The sequence below is a fragment of the Blautia sp. AF19-10LB genome (genome assembly GCF_003461245.1).
GTDB lineage: Bacteria > Bacillota > Clostridia > Lachnospirales > Lachnospiraceae > Blautia_A > Blautia_A intestinihominis.
This window is the reverse complement of sequence record NZ_QTWS01000016.1, coordinates 15,091-33,680: the sequence shown is the minus strand read 5'-3', so window position 1 is coordinate 33,680 and position 18,590 is coordinate 15,091. Positions and strand designations below refer to the sequence as shown.

Sequence of the window (18,590 nt, the reverse complement as noted above, 5' to 3'; positions counted from 1 at the left end):
GGAACTTCAAAAAATAGAAAATGAAAAAGAATTCAGGGAGGTAACTTACATGTTTTTTAAATCAAAAAAAGAAAAAGCTCAGAAAGCAGAAACAGCACCGGTGATCGAAAAGAAAGAACTTCTGTACCGTGAGAACATCCGCACAGGCTGTGCACCGGCGACAAAGCAGGAAGCGATCATGGCAGCAGGAAAGATGCTTGTGGAGACAGGTTATGTAGAGCCGGAATATGCAGAGGCGATGCTCGAGAGAGAAAAAACATGTTCCACATTTATGGGAAACGGACTTGCTCTTCCGCACGGTGTTGAAGCTGCAAAGAAGAGAGTTTTACAGTCAGGGATCTCCGTACAGACCTTCAAAGAACCGATCGACTGGGACGGCAATCCGGTCCGCATCGTGATCGGGATCGCAGGAGTCGGAGATGCACATCTCGACATTCTGGCACAGATCGCAGAAGCAATGCTTGATGAAGAAGTGAGTGCAAATATTGCAGATTATGACGCAGATAAAATTTACAAAGTCCTCACAGGAAAGGAGTAAAGAAATGATCATAACAGTAACAATGAACCCGGCGATCGACAAGACCGTAGAGATCGAACAGCTCGTGCCAAACGGACTGAACCGCATCCAGAAGGTAGAATACGATGCCGGAGGAAAAGGAATCAACGTTTCCAAAACGATCCACGAACTTGGCGGTGAGAGCCTTGCGATGGGATTCCTCGGAGGAAATGCAGGAAAGACGATCGAGAACGTACTTACATCCTGGAACATCCAGCACGATTTTATCTGGGTGGAAGGCGAGACAAGAACCAACACCAAAGTTTTTGAAAAGAGCGGCGGTGTGACAGAATTAAATGAGCCAGGACCGGTCATCAACGAAGCACAGGTGGAAGAACTGATCCAGAAGATCTGTGAGCACACAGACAAAGAAACTCTGGTCGTTCTCGCAGGAAGCATTCCGGCAGGTGTCGACAAAAACATTTACGCAGCGATCACAGAGAGTGTCCATGAAAAAGGCGGTTCCGTCCTGATGGATGCAGATGGAGAACTGTTCCGCAATGCGCTGAAAGCATCTCCGGACATCATCAAACCGAATCAGGTAGAACTGGAAGAATACATCGGAGCAGATTACAGGCTTTCCATGGGAGAACTCAAAGCTCTGGCAGAAAAATTCCAGAACAACGGAATCAAAACTGTAGCGATCTCCATGGGAAAAGGCGGCGCGATGATCGTAAGAGACAAGTTTGTGGCAAGATGCCCGGCATTGTCTGTCAAAGCACATTCCACCGTAGGAGCCGGAGATGCAATGGTAGCAGCCCTTGCATATTCCTGGGACAAAAAACTCGGTGATGAAGAAACCGTAAGACTCTGCATGGCAACGTCCGCAGGAGCCGTGACAACCGTCGGAACAAAGCCGCCGGCAAGAGCAGTTGTAGACGAGCTGATCCCGCAGGTGGAGATGGAGATTTTATAAAAAACTTACTTCAAATATATAAAGAATAGAAAAGGAGAATTTATCATGAAAACAAAAGCAGTGAGAATGTATGGAACAAGAGATTTAAGACTGGAAGAGTTTGAATTACCGCAGATCAAAGACGACGAGATCCTCGTAAAGATCATGAGTGACAGTATCTGCATGTCCACCTACAAACTTGCAGAGCAGGGTAAGAAACACAAAAGAGCACCACAGAACATCGACACCAATCCGATCATCATCGGACATGAATTCGCAGGTGTGATCGTAGAAGTCGGTGAAAAATGGAAAGATCAGTTCAAACCGGGCATGAAATTCGCACAGCAGCCGGCACTGAACTACAAAGGAAGCCTTGCATCTCCTGGATATTCCTATGAATACTTCGGTGGAGCCTGCACTTACTGCATCATCCCTCACGAAGTTATGGAACTTGGCTGCCTGATGCCATACGAAGGTGACAGCTTCTTCGGAGCGTCCCTTGGTGAGCCGATGAGCTGTATCATCGGAGGATACCACGGAAACTACCACACAAACAAACGCAACCATGACCTTTCCGTAGGAACAAAAGCAGGCGGCGATATCATCATCCTCGGCGGCTGCGGACCGATGGGACTTGGTGCAGTCAGCTACGGTATCCAGATCGAAAACCGCCCGAAACGGATCGTTGTAACAGATATTGACGACGCCAAGATCGAGCGTGCAAGAGAAGTTATCCCGGAAGCAAAAGCAGCAGAAAACGGCGTAGAACTTCTCTATGTAAACACCGCAAAAATGGCTGATCCGGTTGAAGAATTAAAAGCGATCACCGGCGGCAAAGGCTATGACGATGTATTCGTATACATTCCAAACAGAGCGGTTGCAGAAATGGGCGATAAGCTCCTTGCATTCGATGGCTGCATGAATTTCTTTGCAGGTCCGACAGACAACCAGTTCAAAGCAGAGATCAATCTGTACAACTGCCATTATACAAGCACACATATTCTCGGTACTACAGGTGGAAACAACGATGACCTGATCGAAGCGAATGAACTGGCTGCCAAAGGAAAGATCGAACCGGCAGTTATGGTAACACACGTCGGCGGTATCGACAGTATTGCAGAGACAACCCTGAACCTGCCAAAGATCCCGGGCGGAAAGAAGTTAAGCTATACACAGTTTAACATGCCAATGACAGCAATTGAAGATTTCGGAAAACTCGGCGAGACCGATCCTCTCTTCAAGAAACTGGACGAGATCTGCAAAGCAAACCGCGGTCTGTGGAGCGCAGAAGCAGAGAGAGTATTATTCGATCACTTTGGTGTGGAATACTAAAAAACAATTGAAAAATCACATTTTCTGCCAGCTGGCTTGTCCGGCTGGCAGTTTTTCTCTGCATATAAAAATTTCCTGTTAAAAATTCCCGGAAAACATTGACTTAAAACGATTTATGACATACAGTAATGTATTGTGGTGTACACCACATTTCTTGCATAAAAAAGTCTGAACTTAAGAAAAATTAAGAAATTATTCAGAAAAAGGTAATATTATTATGCAAAAATGATATGAGTAAAGGCAGGTGAATAGGCAATGGATAATATATTAAAATATCTGGAAAATACAGCAGAGAAATTTCCGGACAAAACAGCAGTGGATGACGGAAATCAACAGTTTACCTATCAGGAACTTCTGAACCGAGCGAGACATTTTGGTCTGTCTTTCCTGAACAGGACAGAACCAGGCAGACCAGTGGCAATCCTGCACGAAAAAAGCTCCGAGGTTTTATCCGCTATGTTTGGCGTTGTTTATGCAGGATGTTTTTATGTAATGATCGATCCGGAACAGCCGCTTGAAAGGCTTAAGGATATCCTTACTGTTCTTGAAACAGATTTGGTGATTACAGACAGTACATACAGACATCAGCTTGATGATGCCGGCTATCAGGGACAGATCTATCTTCTGGAAGAGGAACCATCTGATGAAGCAGTTACTGTACAGGAACTGGACAAACTGATGGAACGACGTTCTTTTGCAAAAAATACAGATCTTCTTTATGGTATTTTTACATCAGGTTCTACCGGAAAACCGAAATGTGTGGCAGTCAGCCATCAGGCAGTCATTGATTTTATTGGTCATTTTACGAAACAGTTTCAGATTACGGACAGGGACTGCATTGGCAATCAGGCTCCGTTTGATTTTGATGTTTCGGTCAAGGATATTTATTCCGCAATTACAACAGGAGCAACGCTGGTGCTGGTTCCGAAGCGTCTGTTTGCACTTCCGCCGAAGCTTCTCGACTATCTCTGCGACAAAAAGGTTACAGTTATGGTCTGGGCTGTTTCTGCCCTGTGTCTGATCTCTTCCCTGAAGGGACTGAAATATAAGATCCCGGAAGATGCAAGACTGATCATGTTCAGCGGCGAAGTTATGCCGGTGAAGCAGATGCGCCTCTGGCAGCAGGCTCTGCCACAGACCGAATTTGTCAATCTGTACGGACCATCAGAGATTACCTGTAACTGTACCTGGTATCCGGTACAGAGGGAATTCCAGGATGGCGAAGTGATTCCGGCAGGTAAGGCATTCAATGGACGAACTGTATTTCTTCTTGATGATACCGGCGCAGAGATTACAGAACCTGGCAAAACAGGTGAGATCTGTGTTGCAGGAGAGTCTCTGGCAGATGGCTATTATCATAATGAAGAGGAGACTGCACGCAGATTTGTACAGGGAATCATTGCATCTACAGGAGAAACTGCAAGATATTACAAGACAGGTGACCTTGGTTACTACGGAGAGGATGAGAATCTGTATTTTGCAGGAAGAAAAGATTTCCAGATCAAACACATGGGACATCGTATCGAACTGGAAGAAATCGAGAGAGCCTTTGAGAAACTTGACGGAGTATCAAGATGCTGCTGTCTGTTTGACAAAAAACGCAACAAACTTCTGGGATTTTATACTGGCGACAGCGAGGAGAAAGAAGTTCATCAGGAACTGAAACGTTATCTCCCTGTATATATGATTCCGGCAAAGATCCGAAAGATCGACAAAATGCCTCTCAACAAAAATGGCAAGATTGACCGTAAATATCTTGCAGAGGAATGGAGCTAATGGAAATGCAGACAAACGAGCTCAAAAAAGCAGCAGAATTTGGAACACCGCTTTATGTGTTCCATGAAGAAGAGTTACAGGAAACAACCAGACGTTTTCAGAATACTCTTGGCAAAGTAGCAGGTCTCTGTTATGCGATGAAGGCAAATCCTTTCCTTGTAAAAGTGATGGAGCCTATCGTTGATCGTATTGAAGTATGTTCGATGGGAGAGTTTGCAATCTGCGAGGAACAGGGAGTTGCCCCGGAGAAAATTCTGGTGTCCGGTGTACTCAAAAAAGCAGAAAAACTGAATGCAGTACTGGACAAATATGGGAATTCCTGTATGTACACAGCGGAATCTCTGCAGCAGTTTGAACTTCTTAAGAACTGGTCAGCGGAGCACAGGCAGGAAATTTCAGTGTTTCCGAGACTGACAAGCGGCAATCAGTTCGGAATGGATCAGAAGACGATCGAAGAGCTTATTGAAAATCGTCAGAACTATCCTTTCCTTAAGATCCGTGGGATCCACTATTTTTCCGGCACACAGAAACGTTCTGTCGGAAAGATCCAGAAGGAACTGGAGAAACTCGATGTTTTTCTTACTGAACTGAAGCAGAAATATGATTTTGAACCAGAAGAACTGGAGTATGGTCCGGGAATGCCGGTTCCTTATTTTGATCCATCCAAAGCAATCGGGGATGATGGTCTCATGGAGCTGGTACAGACTCTGGAACAGATGAACTTCTCCGGCAGGGTAACTCTCGAGATGGGAAGAGCCTTTGCAGCGGACTGTGGATATTATCTTACAAAGATCATGGATGTCAAATCAAGTGATGACAGAAATTACTGCATTACAGATGGGGGAATCCATCAGCTTAATTATGACGGACAGATCAGAGGAATGTATGAGCCACCAATGGAAGTTCTTGCCGAAGAGAGACAGGGAGAACAGAAGAACTGGACAATCTGCGGAAGCCTTTGCACTGTAAATGATATTATGGTACAGAAACTGCCGCTTACAGATCCGAAGCCGGGAGATGTTCTGGTATTTAAGAAGACAGGAGCTTACTCCTGCATGGAGGGCATGCTGCTGTTCTTGAGCCACAGCCTTCCGAAGATTATGCTGTATAATAATACAGATGGATTCAGACAGGTAAGAAAAGCATACAAAACCTATAAATGGAATATGGAGGAAAAATAATAATGGAAACTTTACTGGAAATTTTAAATGATATTGATGATACTGTAAACTGGGAAGATGAAACAGCCCTGATCGATGACCGTATTCTGGATTCTTTTGGAGTGATCAGCCTTATTTCTGAGCTGGAAGATCAGTTCGAAATTGAAATTGATGCATCTGAGATCGTTCCGGAAAACTTTAATTCCGCAGATGCTATGTGGAAAATGATCCAGAGATTACAGGAGAACTGATATGGCATTGGCATATCATACAGAGTTATATCTGTTTGTGTTTTTGCCGCTGGTAGTTCTTGTATATCATTTTTCATCACAAAAAATGCGCAGAGCAGTTCTGATCCTTGCAGGATATATCTTTTTCTGGTCCTTCAGCCAGTGGCTTGTGGGATATCTGATTGCGGTTTCAGGACTGGTCTACGGAGCAGGGCGCTGGATGGAGCAGCTCAAAGAAACCGGAAAAGCCAGGTCAAAAGGGCTTCCCTCCAAAGAACGTTCTGCCGTAAAAAAACAGTACAAAGCAAAAGAAAAAAAAGTTCTTATAGCCGGGATTGTTATTTTACTTGGAATCCTGGCATATTTAAAGTACTGTAATTTTTTTATACAGAATATAAACAGAATCTTTGCAGCATCAGGAAGCGGCTTTCATCTGAACCCACAGAACCTTCTGATCCCGATAGGAATTTCTTTCTATACGCTGGAGGCAATTGGCTATATGGCAGATGTTTACTGGGGTAGGATCAAAGCAGAACATAATTTTGGCAAAGTAGCCCTTTTCCTGGGCTTTTTTCCGCAGATCATGGAGGGACCGATCAGCAGCTGGAATGATACAGCAGATGCACTCTGGGAGTGCAGACCGGTTCGAAGCGAAAATCTTACAAAGGGAATCATCCGTATTGCCTGGGGACTGTTCAAAAAAATTGTTGTGGCGGACAGACTTTCTGTTCTGGTAGCAGCGATTTATGACGATTATACCAGCTATCATGGTGTTATGATCGTGGTTGTCGCCATTGCATATACGCTTCAGCTTTATATGGAATTTTCCGGCTGTATGGATATCGTGATCGGCAGCGGCAACCTTTTTGGTGTGGATCTTCCGGAGAATTTCCGGCAGCCGTTTTTTGCCGGAAATGCATCTGAATTCTGGAGAAGATGGCATATTACACTTGGCGCATGGCTGAAAGCATATGTTTTTTATCCGGTTTCGGTTTCGGGGCTGGTCAAGAAATGGAACCACTTTGCGCGGAAACATGTTGGGAAATATCTGACCAAGATGGGAATCTTTGCAATGACTTTGTTCCCGGTATGGATGTGCAATGGTCTGTGGCATGGTGCACAGTGGAATTACATTCTTTATGGAATGTATTATTTTGTAATCCTTCTGGCAGGAGAAGCAGTTGCACCGGTCAGGGAGATGGTTCTTGAAAGATTTCATCTGGACTGTCACGCATTGTACTGGAGAGTGCCGCAGATCCTGAAAACCTGGATGATCATTTTTACAGGTGAAATGTTTTTCAGGGCAGAAGGTGCAGCAGCCGGATTTCACATGTTCCGAAGCATCTTTCAGGGGTTTGAACTACAGAAACTGTGGGATGGAACTCTTTTGGGAATGGGATTAAACGCCGCAGATTTTGCAGCTGTTGGTTTTGGAATTCTTATTGTCGCTGTGGCAGATATATTAAAAGAAAGGAAACTGCTGAACTGGGATAAGCTGCAGGAGATGAAGCTTCCGGTACGCTGGATACTTTATTATGGACTGATTTTTGCAGTACTTCTGTTAGGTGCTTATGGTACAGGATATCAGCAGGTTGATTTGATTTATGCAGGATTTTAAACAGAAAATGAGAACTTTAAAGAAACCGGCAGTGTTTCTGGCAATTTTTCTCTGCCTGATTTTGATCCTGTCTGCTTTCTTTGTAAATATGGCAAAAAAACATCCGGAGTTTGTACAGTCAAGAAACCGACCCTGGCTTAATATTCAGAATGAAAAGAAAAACAGCATAGATGTTCTTGTTCTGGGAGACAGCGAAAGCTATACGACATTTTCACCACTGGAGATCTGGAAACAGAATGGAATTGCTTCGTTTGTCTGCGGTCAGACCGGACAGGAAGTGGAAGAAACCTATTATATGCTCAGGAGAGCTCTGCGCACGCAGGAACCGAAGGTTGTTGTATTCGAAACGAACAGTATGTTTCAACCGCAGAATGCTGCAGAGGGGTTCAGTAAGACGATTGCACAGACAGTTAATTATTATTTTCCGGTGTTTCTGCTTCACAGCATGTGGCAGAACTGGCTTATGGGCCCGGAAAAACAGCAGGTTTACTATAAGGGGTTTGTTGTCCGGGATATTGTGGAGCCTTATGACGGCGGCAGCTACATGGAAAAAACGGAGCGCAGAGAGTACATGTCCCGGGCTGTCCGCTCTTACATGGACAAAATGCTTGCAATGTGCAGAGAAAAAGGAATTTCGGTGATCCTGTACAGTGCACCGTCTCCGAATAACTATAATTATGCAAAGCATAATACACTGACAGATTATGCAGAGCAGAATGGTGCGGAATATCTTGATTTTAATCTGATGACAGAGGAATTAGGGATTGACTGGGAAAAAGACAGCCTTGATAATGGCGATCATCTGAATGTTCTCGGAGCAGAAAAACTGAGCCGTTATTTCGGAAGTTATCTGGAAGAACATTATGATCTTGAAGACCACCGCAAGGATCCAGAGTACAGTTCCTGGAACGAAGATGTGCAGAAATATCAGAATGCCGAAAAAAATGCAATCCGCAAAATAGAGGTTATTCTGGAATATCTGAGAAAAAAGAAACAAAAGTAAAACAGAAGGGCTGGTTTCAGTGAAACCAGTCCTTCATTACGTCAAAGATCTGAATCAGTTCCCCGTCTGAGATCACATAAGGAACCATGGAATACATATAGTTTAAGAAGGGTCTGCAGAAGACACCACGCTCATAAGCAAACTGCTGGAAGCCTTCCAGGGTCTTGGAATCGTGGACTTCGACGCAGGTACAGCCGCCCATGATGCGGACTTCTTTGATGCGCGGGTCAGAGAAATTTTCCATTTCCTGACGGGAGATCTGTTCGATATGCCGGATCTTGCTCATATAATCGTCACGTTCAAAGATCTCGATTCCCTTAAGTGCAACGGCGCAGGCAAGTGGATTTCCCATAAAGGTCGGACCGTGCATCAGGGCAAGGCGGTCATCGTCGCTGTAAAAAGCGTCAAAGACTTTGTGGTTTGCAACCGTGACAGCATGTCCGATATAACCGCCGGTCAGGGCTTTCCCGAGAACCAGGATGTCCGGAAGGACAAGGTCTGCCACAAAGCGGTTTCCGGTACGGCCAAATCCGGTCGCAACCTCGTCAAAGATCAGAAGCACATCATACTGATCACACAGTTCTCTGGCACGTTTCAGGAAAGAAATATTATACATCCGCATGCCGCCGGCACCCTGAAGGAGCGGTTCTACGATAAAGCAGTTCAGCCTGTCATGGTAAAGTTCAAATGCTTCCTCAAGCGCCGGGATCTCTGTCGGTATATGGACAACGCCTTCTTTTTTGTCAAAAGCGAAATGATAATCTTCGTCATCGCCGACTTCCATTGCCTTGAAGGTATCTCCGTGGTAGGCATGTTCCAGAGCCAGCACCAGGGGGCGTTTTCTTCCCTGATTGGTGTTGTACTGGAGAGCCATCTTGAGGGAAACTTCTACCGCAACGCTTCCGGAATCAGAAAAGAAGCAGTAGTCCAAGTCACCCGGAAGAAATTCCTGGAGCTTATCAGAAAGTTTTTCTACCGGCTCATGGGTGAGACCGCCGAGCATCACATGGCAGAAACGGTCAGCCTGTTCTTTGATGGCAGCGGTCAGTTCCGGGTGTTTGTAGCCGTGGATCATACACCACCAGGAAGAAATCGAATCGATCAGTTTCTGGTCTTTGGTGTAGAGATGCACGCCTTCTGCATCCAGGATCTTGTAAGGCTCTTTCATTGTTTTCATCTGTTCATAAGGATACCATATCATCTGATCTTCACCTCGTCATAAAGTGCACTCAGCACATCTGCATCTGTCTCAAGTTCTGTGGCATTGTCCTGTACCTTTGCAAGCACAGGAAGCCCTGTCATATGTTCGCACATGGAAATATTATCTTCTTCCATGATGTTTCCCGGATGGTAATGATTAAAAATGATACCCTTAAGCGGAAGGTTGTGTGTCTTCATATATTCAAAAGTCAGGACAACACTGTTGATCGTGCCAAGACCGGCATCGGCGACAAGGATACTGGAAAGTCCAAATTCCCGGATCACATCTTCAAGCTGGATCTTGCGCTCATCAAAACAGAGAGGGCAGAGGATCCCACCGCTTCCTTCCATCGTGATGTAGTCATAGTTCTCAGCGACTTTCGTAAAACCTTCGTGGACAACAGCGAGGTCAACAGGATTTCCCTCCACGCGGGAGGCAAGGTGTGGTGACCAGGCATTTTCATATACATAAGGGCACATTTCGCCAAGCGGCTGTGAGATACCGGACATCTGCCGGACAAAAAGTGCATCGCCTGGGATCAGGCTTCCGTCTGGGCGGCGGTCATTTCCGCTCATGGCTGCCTTGTAATAGGCAGGATTCTTGCCCGCCTGTGCAAGTTTTTTTACGATCAGTCCGGCGATGAAGGTTTTGCCGATATCTGTACCGGTTCCGGTGAGAAAAATTGCTTTGCTCATTTTTATTTTACACTTCCTTCCAGTATTCAGGAGTCACGTCACGTCCCATGTCAGCGAGCATCTTGCGGTCGCTTCGGATCGTCGCGCAGGCAACGGTGGTCAGCATGTTTCCGGTGATGGAAGCGGAGGCTCCGGCCTTGAATGCAGTTTCTCCGTCGTTGGTGAGAAGGGCGCGTCCGGCGGCGAGACGGATGTTTGCTTCCGGGTTGATATAGCGGAAGAAAGCGATCGTACGGAGGATATCCGGCTCAGAAAGTTCCGGGAGATGTTCCAGAGGCGTTCCCGGGATCGGCATCAGAGCATTGATCGGGATGGAGTCGATGCCAAGTTCAGCAAGGCTGATCGCCATATCCAGACGGTCTTCCCAGGTCTCACCCATGCCGATGATGCCGCCGGAGCAGGCGCACATGCCTTCGGCTTTGACTTTTTTGAGGGTTTCGATCTTCATGTCGTAAGTGTGTGTGGTGCAGATGTTCGGGAAATTTCTGCGGGAGGTCTCGATGTTGTGATGGTAGCTGGTCACGCCTGCCTCGTGAAGACGGTGAAGCTGTTCTGCGGAGATAAATCCCATGGAAGCGCAGAGGTCGATCTTGTATTCTTTATGCATGGTCTCATAGGCATGGATCGCCTGGTCGAATTCTTTTCCTGTCAGAGCTTTTCCGGCGGTGACGATGGAAAAACGGTCAACACCTTCGGACTCGTTCATCTTACAGGCTTCAAGGATTTTTTCCTCCGGAAGAAAATCATAAACTTCGCAGGAAGTGTGGTGGTGTGCGGACTGTGCACAGTATTTACAGTCTTCCGGGCATCTGCCGCTGCGTCCGTTGATGATCGAGCAGAGGTCTACTTTGTCTCCGATACAGGCCTTGCGGATGCGGTTTGCACCTTCGCATAATTCATCCAGATCACAGGTGAGAAAGAAGGAAAGATCATCCTCTCTTGTGATCCTGCGTCCGTCAATGATTTCCTGGGCTAAAGTAAGTGGGTTCATTTTGCTGTCTCCTCCGTATGTAATAAAGTTGTATTGGAATCAGAAAGGTACTGGATCACGACTGGACGGACACGTCTGGCAATGATGGCACCAAGGATGCTTAAAGCGATGTCACCAGGTACTGCAAGAAGGAAGCAGTAGAGGATGAGCGGCCAGATCCCGATCGGTGTGTTGATCACATAATTGCAGATCACGTAGTAGTAGATCATGCCGCAGGCATAGACGATCATAAGTCCCGCCAGGTTTGCGAGCAGGTAGCGGAAGATCGTCTTTTTCTTCAGATGTTCTGCGATACGTCCTGTCACGTAAGTTCCGAGACAGAATCCAATGATATAGCCAAAACTTGGTTTAAAGACATACCAGAGACCGCCGCCCTCAGAGAAGATCGGAAGCCCTGCAAGCCCCAGAAGCATGTAGGCAACGACAGAGATCGTTCCACGTTTCGAACCAAGCAGCAGCCCTGCAAGCATCGTAAACAGATACTGCAAAGTAAAAGGAACCACCGGCACCGGGATCTTGATAAAAGCCCCCGCCGCGATCAGCGCAGTAAAAAGACTGCAGTAGATTAAAGTTTTCGTCTTTGACATTTGTAAACCTCCAAAATCTTTATGGTTTACAATTTTAAAAGAAAGAGTACGAATTGTCAACTTAAAAAATTAAAAAGTTTACAATTGTAACAAAAAAGTATTTTTTACGCAAGGCTGGTCATATATAGAAAGAAAAGCATAAAAAGCAAATGGTACCTTATGCGAGCAAATGTATTCACGCATCGGAAAATATGCTGCATGTCATATCCGATGCCAGATGGCCATTAAGAGAGAAATCAGGATTCAGTTTTGAAATGATTTTCCTTAAAGAAAGTCAGGATTTCGTAAAAAGTGGTCAAAATATGGCTGGTATTTTTCTGGAAAAGATATTATGATAAAATTCTAAGTTATATTTTACAGGAGAAAAGGTATGAGACCATCATTCAAAAGAACCATGTACGCCTGTTTCGTGGGATACATCGTGCAGGCAATCGTCAACAATTTTGTTCCATTGCTGTTCGTAACATTCCAGAAAAGCTACCAGATCCCGCTGTCAAAGATCACGCTGCTGATCACGATCAACTTTATGATCCAGCTTCTGATCGACCTTCTGTCAGCCGGATTTGTAGATAAGATCGGATATAAGGCATCGGTAACGATCGCGCATATCTGTTCGGCGATCGGTCTGTTTTTGCTGACGATCCTTCCGGAAGTCACGGCAGATCCGTTTACCGGCATTCTGATCGCAGTTGCGATCTACGCAATCGGCGGCGGACTTCTGGAGGTACTGATCAGCCCGATCATCGAGGCCTGCCCGACAGACAACAAAGAAAAAGCAATGAGCCTTCTGCATTCGTTTTATTGCTGGGGACATGTGGGAGTCGTTCTGATTTCCACGATCTTCTTCAGTACCTTCGGAATCGCAAACTGGAAGATCCTTGCACGCATCTGGGCGGTCATCCCGGTGCTCAATGGAATCGTATTTCTGACTTCCCCGATCTATTCCCTGCATGAAGAAGGAGAGAAGGGACTTTCTATCAGAGAACTCTGCTCCATGAAGATCTTCTGGGTCGTGATGCTGATGATGACCTGTGCAGGAGCGAGTGAACAGGCAGTGAGCCAGTGGGCATCCACTTTTGCAGAAGAAGGACTGAAGGTCAGCAAGACGGTCGGAGACCTCGCGGGTCCGATGGCATTTGCAGTCCTGATGGGACTTGCAAGACTTCTTTATGGGAAATACGGAGAGAAGATCGATCTGAAACGTTTTATGACCTACAGCAGCATTCTCTGCGTGATCTCTTATCTCTGCATCGCTTTCGTTCCGGTTCCGATGCTCAGTCTCGTCGGCTGTGCTGTCTGCGGATTTTCCGTAGGGATCATGTGGCCGGGAACGTTCAGCATTGCGTCGGCATCCATCAGAGGCGGCGGTACCGCAATGTTTGCATTACTTGCTCTCGCAGGAGACCTCGGCTGCTCCGGCGGTCCGACACTTGCCGGTTTCGTATCCAGCAGTGTGGGTAATAATCTGAGGATGGGAATCCTCGCGGCGATCGTGTTCCCGGTGCTTCTGCTTAGCGGGATTCAGATATGTAAGAAGAGTCAGAAGAATTAAAAAAAGTCTGGACATTCGAGATTTTATAAGTCTTGATGTCCAGACTTTTTTGATGCTGAAATATTACATAGAAGCAATCGCCTCACGTGCATGCTCCACAAACATCGCACGGATTCCCGGATATTCGCCAAGTCCCTTCAAAACAGGACAGACTTCAAATCCGGCTTCTTTAAACTGACAGACCCAGGAATCCGGGGAATCTCCAGCCATATCATTGTGTGCATGATCACCCGCCACGATCATAAACGGTGTCATATAGATCTTGGATGGCTGGAAAGCAGATACCTCTTTGACAAGATCCTGGATCGTTGGTTCTGCTTCCACTGTTCCGATAAAGACGTTGGAGTGTCCTGAAGTTTTAAACTTCTTATCCAGTCCTGCATAAACAACATTGACCTGATGCGTGGTTCCATGGCCCATAAGTACCAGGGCTTCCGGATCTTTCAGATCAGAAAATTCAGAATTTACAGCTTCGATCGCTTTCTGCTCATCCTCCGGTGAGGTCAGAAGAGGAGTACCGAATACAATTTTGTCAAAAGATTCTTTATAAGAAAGAACTTCTTCCTTCATAACATGATTCTCGATACCGTCCAGGATATGTGTCGGCTGCACAGCCACTTCCCGGATCCCGTCTGCGATCATCTGTTCCATGGCTTCTTTTACCGTAGGAACGATATAATTGTCCCTTTTCTTAAGAACAGAGATGATCATCTTGCTGGTCCATGCACGATAGATTCGATGATCGCCAAAAGCATCGGCAATATCCTGCTCGATCTTTTCTATGGTAGCTTTCCTGGAGGCTTCATAACTGGTTCCGAAGCTCACGACCAGGATCGCTTTATCTGTTTGCTGATTCATAAAATGCATTCTCCTAAAGGTTTATTTTCCGCGTATAAATGGGATTATACAATACTGCGAAAAAAAGTTCAATTTTTTTCCAAAAACCTATTGACATTTCGGGTAAAAAGGAATAACATACTAAACATATCAAAGAGGTATGTTAATAAAAACAGACACGAATAAATAAGAAAACAGAAAGGCGGTAAACACCATGGCAAACATTTATAAAGGAACACTTGGACTGATCGGAAACACTCCACTTGTAGAAGTAACAAATGTAGAGAAGGAACTCGGACTGGAAGCAACCATCCTTGTGAAACTCGAGTACTTCAATCCGGCAGGAAGCGTCAAGGACAGAATCGCCAAAGCGATGATCGAGGATGCTGAAGCAAAAGGAATCCTCAAGGAAGGATCCGTGATCATCGAGCCGACATCCGGAAACACAGGAATCGGTCTTGCATCCATCGCAGCAGCGAAAGGATACAGAATCATCCTCACTATGCCGGAGACTATGAGTATTGAACGTAGAAACATCCTGAAAGCATACGGCGCAGAACTGGTTCTGACAGAGGGAGCCAAGGGAATGAAAGGTGCGATCGCCAAAGCAGACGAACTTGCCAAAGAAATCCCGAACAGCTACATCCCGGGACAGTTCGTAAACCCGGCAAACCCGGCAGCACACAAAGCAACCACAGGTCCTGAAATCTGGAACGACACAGACGGAAAGGTAGACATCTTCGTAGCCGGTGTCGGCACAGGCGGAACACTTACAGGAACAGGTGAATACCTCAAAGAACAGAACCCGGACATCAAGATCGTAGCAGTAGAGCCTGCAACTTCCCCGGTACTTTCCGAAGGAAAAGGCGGTCCGCACAAGATCCAGGGTATCGGAGCCGGATTCGTTCCGGAAGTCCTCAACACACAGGTTTATGATGAGATCATGCCGATCGACAACGAAGTATGCTTCACAACAGCGAAGCTTCTTGCCAAGAAAGAAGGCGTTCTCGTAGGTATCTCCTCAGGAGCAGCTCTCTACGCAGCGATCGAACTTGCCAAACGTCCGGAAAACAAAGGAAAGACGATCGTAGCACTTCTTCCGGATACAGGTGACAGATATTACTCAACAGCACTGTTTACAGAGTAAGAAATTTCATATACAATAGACAGTCGGAAGGAAGAGTTTCTTCCTTCCCCCACAAAAAATCAAAAAAACAGAAAAGAGGATCAGATTATTATGGGTGAAAAGATCACAAGAGAAAACAGAAAATTCAAATTTGAAACACTTCAGCTTCACGTAGGACAGGAACAGCCGGATCCGGTTACCGATGCAAGAGCAGTTCCGATCTACCAGACATCTTCTTATGTATTCCGTAACTGCGATCATGCAGCAGCTCGTTTCGGACTTGCAGATGCAGGTAACATCTACGGACGTCTGACAAACCCGACAGAGGACGTTTTTGAGAAGAGAATCGCAGCACTTGAAGGCGGTACAGCAGCACTTGCAGTAGCTTCCGGTGCAGCAGCAATTACATACACGATTGAGAACCTTGCACAGAACGGAGACCACATCGTAGCAGCAAAGAACATCTACGGTGGAACAACAAACCTTCTGGAGCATACTCTTCCGGCATATGGAATCACAACAACATTCGTAGACATCTTCAATCTTGAAGAAGTAGAGAATGCGATCCAAGACAACACCAAAGCACTTTACATCGAGACTCTAGGAAACCCGAACTCTGACGTTGTTGATGTTGAAGCTTGCGCTGAGATCGCTCACAGACATCAGATCCCGCTCGTTGTAGATAACACATTCGCAACACCATACCTTGTAAGACCGATCGAGTACGGTGCAGACATCGTTGTTCATTCCGCAACCAAATTCATCGGAGGACATGGAACAACAATCGGTGGTGTCATCGTAGAAGGTGGCAAATTCGACTGGGAAGCTTCCGGTAAATTCCCGTCCCTGACAGAGCCAAACCCGAGCTACCATGGAATCAGCTTCACAAAAGCATGCGGTCCGGCTGCATTTGTTACAAAGATCCGTGCGATCCTTCTTCGTGACACAGGTGCAACGATCTCTCCAGTAAGCTCCTTCATCTTCCTTCAGGGTCTTGAGACACTGTCCCTGCGTGTAGAGCGTCATGTAGAGAACGCACTCAAAGTTGTTCAGTACCTGAACAATCACCCAATGGTAGAGAAAGTACATCATCCGTCCGTAACAGATGATGAGAGCCAGAAAGCTCTGTATGCAAAATACTTCCCGAATGGCGGTGGATCTATCTTCACATTCGAGATCAAGGGAGATGCACAGACAGCCAAAGACTTTATCGACAACCTGGAACTGTTCTCTCTGCTTGCAAACGTAGCAGATGTTAAATCACTGGTTATCCATCCGGCAACCACCACCCACAGCCAGTGCACAGAAGAAGAGCTTCTGGATCAGGGTATCAAACCGAACACGATCCGTCTTTCCATCGGAACGGAAAACATCGACGATATCATCCAGGATCTGGACGAAGCTTTCAAGGCAATCCAGTAATTGAAATTTTGCAAAAAAACCAGATATGGTCTCACTGCGCTGATGGACCTGGCTGCACAGCCGTCCAGCACACCGGTAGCCCTGAAAACCATAGCTGAGAGAAATGACATTTCTCTGCAGTTTCTGGAACACATATTTGCCTCGTTCCGCAGAACAGGCATAGTAAAAAGTGTCAAAGGCTCCCAGGGAGGATATAATCTGGCGAAGGCTGCTGACGAGATCACTGTTGCATCCGTGGTGGAAGCTCTCGAAGGAAGCTACCACCTCGAAGATGAGGATGTTGTGGCGGAAAACAGCTATAAAGGAATCTCAGATACGATTCAGAAGCTGGTGGTGGATACCGTCAATCAGGAACTCGATCAGATTCTGTCAAACTTGACTTTGGCACAAATGAGCGGATATTATTCCGATCATTACGAAAAACAGGAAATGTACTATATCTGAAAAACTCTGGAGGTTTGAGGCGATGCCCTGGCCTCCGGTTTTTTTTATCGACTTCAAGAGGAAATACACATATGTCTATCAAAAAGATTGCAGAAAAAGCAGGAGTATCTATCTCAACCGTTTCCAGAATCCTTAACCGTCCTGACTACAAATGTTCGATTCCCGGCCTTCGGGAAAAAGTCTGGGCGATCGCCATGGAAATGAATTACGTCCCAAACGAGGCGGCAAGAAATCTCAAAAAAGGCAGGCAGTCCAGAGACAGCCGGATCTGGTACGTCAATGTACTGATGACAAGAACTGATGAGTCAAGGACGGATCCTTTTTTCACAGAGCTTCTCCGCGTGGTGGAGAGCGAGATCCACGAGCACAACTGCATCCTCTCCAAAGTCTGGTATATGCCGCTTTTTTCCGATGACCGAAAATGCCGGCGGGAAAATCTTGACCAGATCATCCAGGGAATGTATACTGAGACGGAGGGAAAACAGGACGGCTTGATCGTGATCGGCCGATGCAATCCTGTGGCCCTTAAGAAACTAAATCAGAAATACCGGAGTGTAGTGTCAGTCAACCGTAATTCCACCAATTATGAGGTGGATGAAGTGTTGTGTGACGGCAGAAAGATCGCGGCGATGGCAGTGGAACATCTGATCTCACTGGGGCACCGGAATATCGGGTATGTCGGAAACTGTCGAAACGAGGACCGTTACAATGGCTATCTGGACACTCTTAAGAGAAATAACCTGGATGTGATCCCGGAGTATGTCGTGGAGACGAACCAGACAGAGAAGGAAGGCTACGAAGCGATGGAGCAGCTTCTTAAGTCTGACGACTGTCCGACAGGAATCTACTGCGCCAATGACATTACGGCTGTCGGAATGCTGAAATATCTGGGACGCTGCAGGAATCTTTATTTTACGCCGTCGATCATAGCGAGTGACGATATCGAGGAAGCGCAGTACACGAAGCCGATGCTGACAACTGTAGGACTTCCGAAGGAAGAGATGGGGAAATTTGCCCTCTACCTTCTTCTCGACCGCATGAAAGGCGGACACAGCGGTGTCGTGCGTATGGAACTTTCCGGTCACCTGATGATCCGGAACAGCTGCTCCCACGTTTCCGAGAGCACCTGGAGCGATTACTGTATATAAGAAATTTTTTATTAAGG

At 46.2% G+C, this 18,590-nt stretch carries 18 protein-coding genes; 13 read left to right on the top strand and 5 right to left on the bottom strand.

From position 1 onward, the window contains the following. Positions 1–49: 49 nt before the first annotated feature. From DWX28_RS10165 to DWX28_RS10130, 8 genes are all read left to right on the top strand, one after another. A complete protein-coding gene (locus DWX28_RS10165; protein ID WP_022215239.1) occupies positions 50–538 on the top strand; it encodes a PTS sugar transporter subunit IIA in 489 nt (162 codons plus the stop codon). A 4-nt stretch (positions 539–542) separates the two neighbouring features. Beyond that, on the top strand, positions 543–1,472 hold the full coding sequence (gene pfkB, locus DWX28_RS10160) for a 1-phosphofructokinase (RefSeq protein ID WP_022215238.1): 930 nt from the start codon (positions 543–545) through the stop codon (positions 1,470–1,472). 45 nt (positions 1,473–1,517) lie between these two features. After that, positions 1,518–2,783 (top strand): zinc-binding dehydrogenase, encoded by a 1,266-nt coding sequence (locus tag DWX28_RS10155; RefSeq protein ID WP_022215237.1) that lies wholly within the window; start codon positions 1,518–1,520, stop codon positions 2,781–2,783. A gap of 255 nt (positions 2,784–3,038) precedes the next feature. After that, the gene (locus tag DWX28_RS10150; RefSeq protein WP_118252622.1) at positions 3,039–4,559 is read left to right on the top strand and encodes an amino acid adenylation domain-containing protein; all 1,521 of its coding nucleotides are present in this window, start codon (positions 3,039–3,041) and stop codon (positions 4,557–4,559) included. 5 nt (positions 4,560–4,564) lie between these two features. Further along, a complete protein-coding gene (locus DWX28_RS10145; RefSeq protein WP_158565303.1) occupies positions 4,565–5,740 on the top strand; it encodes a diaminopimelate decarboxylase family protein in 1,176 nt (391 codons plus the stop codon). A gap of 2 nt (positions 5,741–5,742) precedes the next feature. Next, positions 5,743–5,970, top strand: a complete 228-nt coding sequence (locus tag DWX28_RS10140; protein ID WP_022213472.1) for a phosphopantetheine attachment site — start codon at positions 5,743–5,745, stop codon at positions 5,968–5,970. Between the two features lies 1 nt (position 5,971). Further along, on the top strand, positions 5,972–7,567 hold the full coding sequence (locus tag DWX28_RS10135) for an MBOAT family O-acyltransferase (protein ID WP_243002402.1): 1,596 nt from the start codon (positions 5,972–5,974) through the stop codon (positions 7,565–7,567). Further along, a complete protein-coding gene (locus DWX28_RS10130; protein ID WP_118252620.1) occupies positions 7,554–8,570 on the top strand; it encodes an SGNH/GDSL hydrolase family protein in 1,017 nt (338 codons plus the stop codon). Before DWX28_RS10135 ends, DWX28_RS10130 begins: the two co-directional genes overlap by 14 nt. A gap of 16 nt (positions 8,571–8,586) precedes the next feature. Here DWX28_RS10130 and bioA read toward each other — a convergent pair whose 3' ends face one another. From bioA to DWX28_RS10110, 4 genes are read right to left on the bottom strand one after another with little or no spacing between them, the layout of a single operon-like run. Continuing rightward, on the bottom strand, positions 8,587–9,771 hold the full coding sequence (gene bioA, locus DWX28_RS10125) for an adenosylmethionine--8-amino-7-oxononanoate transaminase (RefSeq protein ID WP_022213475.1): 1,185 nt from the start codon (positions 9,769–9,771) through the stop codon (positions 8,587–8,589). After that, positions 9,768–10,466, bottom strand: a complete 699-nt coding sequence (gene bioD, locus DWX28_RS10120; protein WP_118252619.1) for a dethiobiotin synthase — start codon at positions 10,464–10,466, stop codon at positions 9,768–9,770. The genes bioA and bioD overlap by 4 nt, the downstream gene beginning before the upstream one ends. Positions 10,467–10,473: 7 nt before the next feature. Beyond that, the gene (gene bioB / locus DWX28_RS10115) at positions 10,474–11,457 is read right to left on the bottom strand and encodes a biotin synthase BioB (RefSeq protein ID WP_118252618.1); all 984 of its coding nucleotides are present in this window, start codon (positions 11,455–11,457) and stop codon (positions 10,474–10,476) included. Beyond that, positions 11,454–12,044, bottom strand: a complete 591-nt coding sequence (locus DWX28_RS10110; RefSeq protein WP_022213478.1) for a biotin transporter BioY — start codon at positions 12,042–12,044, stop codon at positions 11,454–11,456. The genes bioB and DWX28_RS10110 overlap by 4 nt, the downstream gene beginning before the upstream one ends. A 370-nt stretch (positions 12,045–12,414) precedes the next feature. Here DWX28_RS10110 and DWX28_RS10100 point away from each other — a divergent pair, with 370 nt between their 5' ends. After that, positions 12,415–13,596 carry an MFS transporter gene (locus DWX28_RS10100; protein WP_118252616.1) on the top strand — a complete coding sequence of 394 codons (1,182 nt, stop codon included), beginning with the start codon at positions 12,415–12,417 and terminating at the stop codon, positions 13,594–13,596. 63 nt (positions 13,597–13,659) lie between these two features. On the opposite strand, the gene DWX28_RS10095 is transcribed toward DWX28_RS10100, so the two are convergent. Continuing rightward, positions 13,660–14,454 carry a sirohydrochlorin cobaltochelatase gene (locus DWX28_RS10095; protein WP_118252615.1) on the bottom strand — a complete coding sequence of 265 codons (795 nt, stop codon included), beginning with the start codon at positions 14,452–14,454 and terminating at the stop codon, positions 13,660–13,662. Between the two features lie 193 nt (positions 14,455–14,647). On the opposite strand from DWX28_RS10095, the gene cysK reads away from it, so the two are divergent. The 4 genes from cysK (at position 14,648) to DWX28_RS10075 (ending at position 18,573) form a co-directional block, all read left to right on the top strand. Further along, entirely contained in the window at positions 14,648–15,580 is a 933-nt protein-coding gene (cysK, locus tag DWX28_RS10090) for a cysteine synthase A (protein WP_118252614.1), read from the top strand. Between the two features lie 90 nt (positions 15,581–15,670). Beyond that, on the top strand, positions 15,671–16,981 hold the full coding sequence (locus tag DWX28_RS10085) for an O-acetylhomoserine aminocarboxypropyltransferase/cysteine synthase family protein (RefSeq protein ID WP_022213482.1): 1,311 nt from the start codon (positions 15,671–15,673) through the stop codon (positions 16,979–16,981). Then, positions 16,982–17,425 (top strand): Rrf2 family transcriptional regulator, encoded by a 444-nt coding sequence (locus DWX28_RS10080; RefSeq protein WP_118252613.1) that lies wholly within the window; start codon positions 16,982–16,984, stop codon positions 17,423–17,425. Between the two features lie 71 nt (positions 17,426–17,496). Beyond that, a complete protein-coding gene (locus DWX28_RS10075) occupies positions 17,497–18,573 on the top strand; it encodes a LacI family DNA-binding transcriptional regulator (protein ID WP_118252612.1) in 1,077 nt (358 codons plus the stop codon). The last annotated feature ends 17 nt before the right edge of the window (positions 18,574–18,590 follow it).

Excerpts from the sequence above, each read along its gene's own strand:
- cysK (WP_118252614.1), top strand. The coding sequence starts at position 14,648 with ATGGCAAACATTTATAAAGGAACACTTGGACTGATCGGAAACACTCCA.
- DWX28_RS10075 (WP_118252612.1), top strand. The coding sequence starts at position 17,497 with ATGTCTATCAAAAAGATTGCAGAAAAAGCAGGAGTATCTATCTCAACC.
- DWX28_RS10155 (WP_022215237.1), top strand. The coding sequence starts at position 1,518 with ATGAAAACAAAAGCAGTGAGAATGTATGGAACAAGAGATTTAAGACTG.
- DWX28_RS10165 (WP_022215239.1), top strand. The coding sequence starts at position 50 with ATGTTTTTTAAATCAAAAAAAGAAAAAGCTCAGAAAGCAGAAACAGCA.
- DWX28_RS10135 (WP_243002402.1), top strand. The coding sequence starts at position 5,972 with ATGGCATTGGCATATCATACAGAGTTATATCTGTTTGTGTTTTTGCCG.
- bioB (WP_118252618.1), bottom strand. The coding sequence starts at position 11,457 with ATGAACCCACTTACTTTAGCCCAGGAAATCATTGACGGACGCAGGATC.
- DWX28_RS10150 (WP_118252622.1), top strand. The coding sequence starts at position 3,039 with ATGGATAATATATTAAAATATCTGGAAAATACAGCAGAGAAATTTCCG.
- DWX28_RS10110 (WP_022213478.1), bottom strand. The coding sequence starts at position 12,044 with ATGTCAAAGACGAAAACTTTAATCTACTGCAGTCTTTTTACTGCGCTG.
- bioA (WP_022213475.1), bottom strand. The coding sequence starts at position 9,771 with ATGATATGGTATCCTTATGAACAGATGAAAACAATGAAAGAGCCTTAC.
- DWX28_RS10095 (WP_118252615.1), bottom strand. The coding sequence starts at position 14,454 with ATGAATCAGCAAACAGATAAAGCGATCCTGGTCGTGAGCTTCGGAACC.
- DWX28_RS10100 (WP_118252616.1), top strand. The coding sequence starts at position 12,415 with ATGAGACCATCATTCAAAAGAACCATGTACGCCTGTTTCGTGGGATAC.
- DWX28_RS10140 (WP_022213472.1), top strand. The coding sequence starts at position 5,743 with ATGGAAACTTTACTGGAAATTTTAAATGATATTGATGATACTGTAAAC.
- DWX28_RS10130 (WP_118252620.1), top strand. The coding sequence starts at position 7,554 with ATGCAGGATTTTAAACAGAAAATGAGAACTTTAAAGAAACCGGCAGTG.
- bioD (WP_118252619.1), bottom strand. The coding sequence starts at position 10,466 with ATGAGCAAAGCAATTTTTCTCACCGGAACCGGTACAGATATCGGCAAA.
- pfkB (WP_022215238.1), top strand. The coding sequence starts at position 543 with ATGATCATAACAGTAACAATGAACCCGGCGATCGACAAGACCGTAGAG.
- DWX28_RS10145 (WP_158565303.1), top strand. The coding sequence starts at position 4,565 with ATGCAGACAAACGAGCTCAAAAAAGCAGCAGAATTTGGAACACCGCTT.
- DWX28_RS10085 (WP_022213482.1), top strand. The coding sequence starts at position 15,671 with ATGGGTGAAAAGATCACAAGAGAAAACAGAAAATTCAAATTTGAAACA.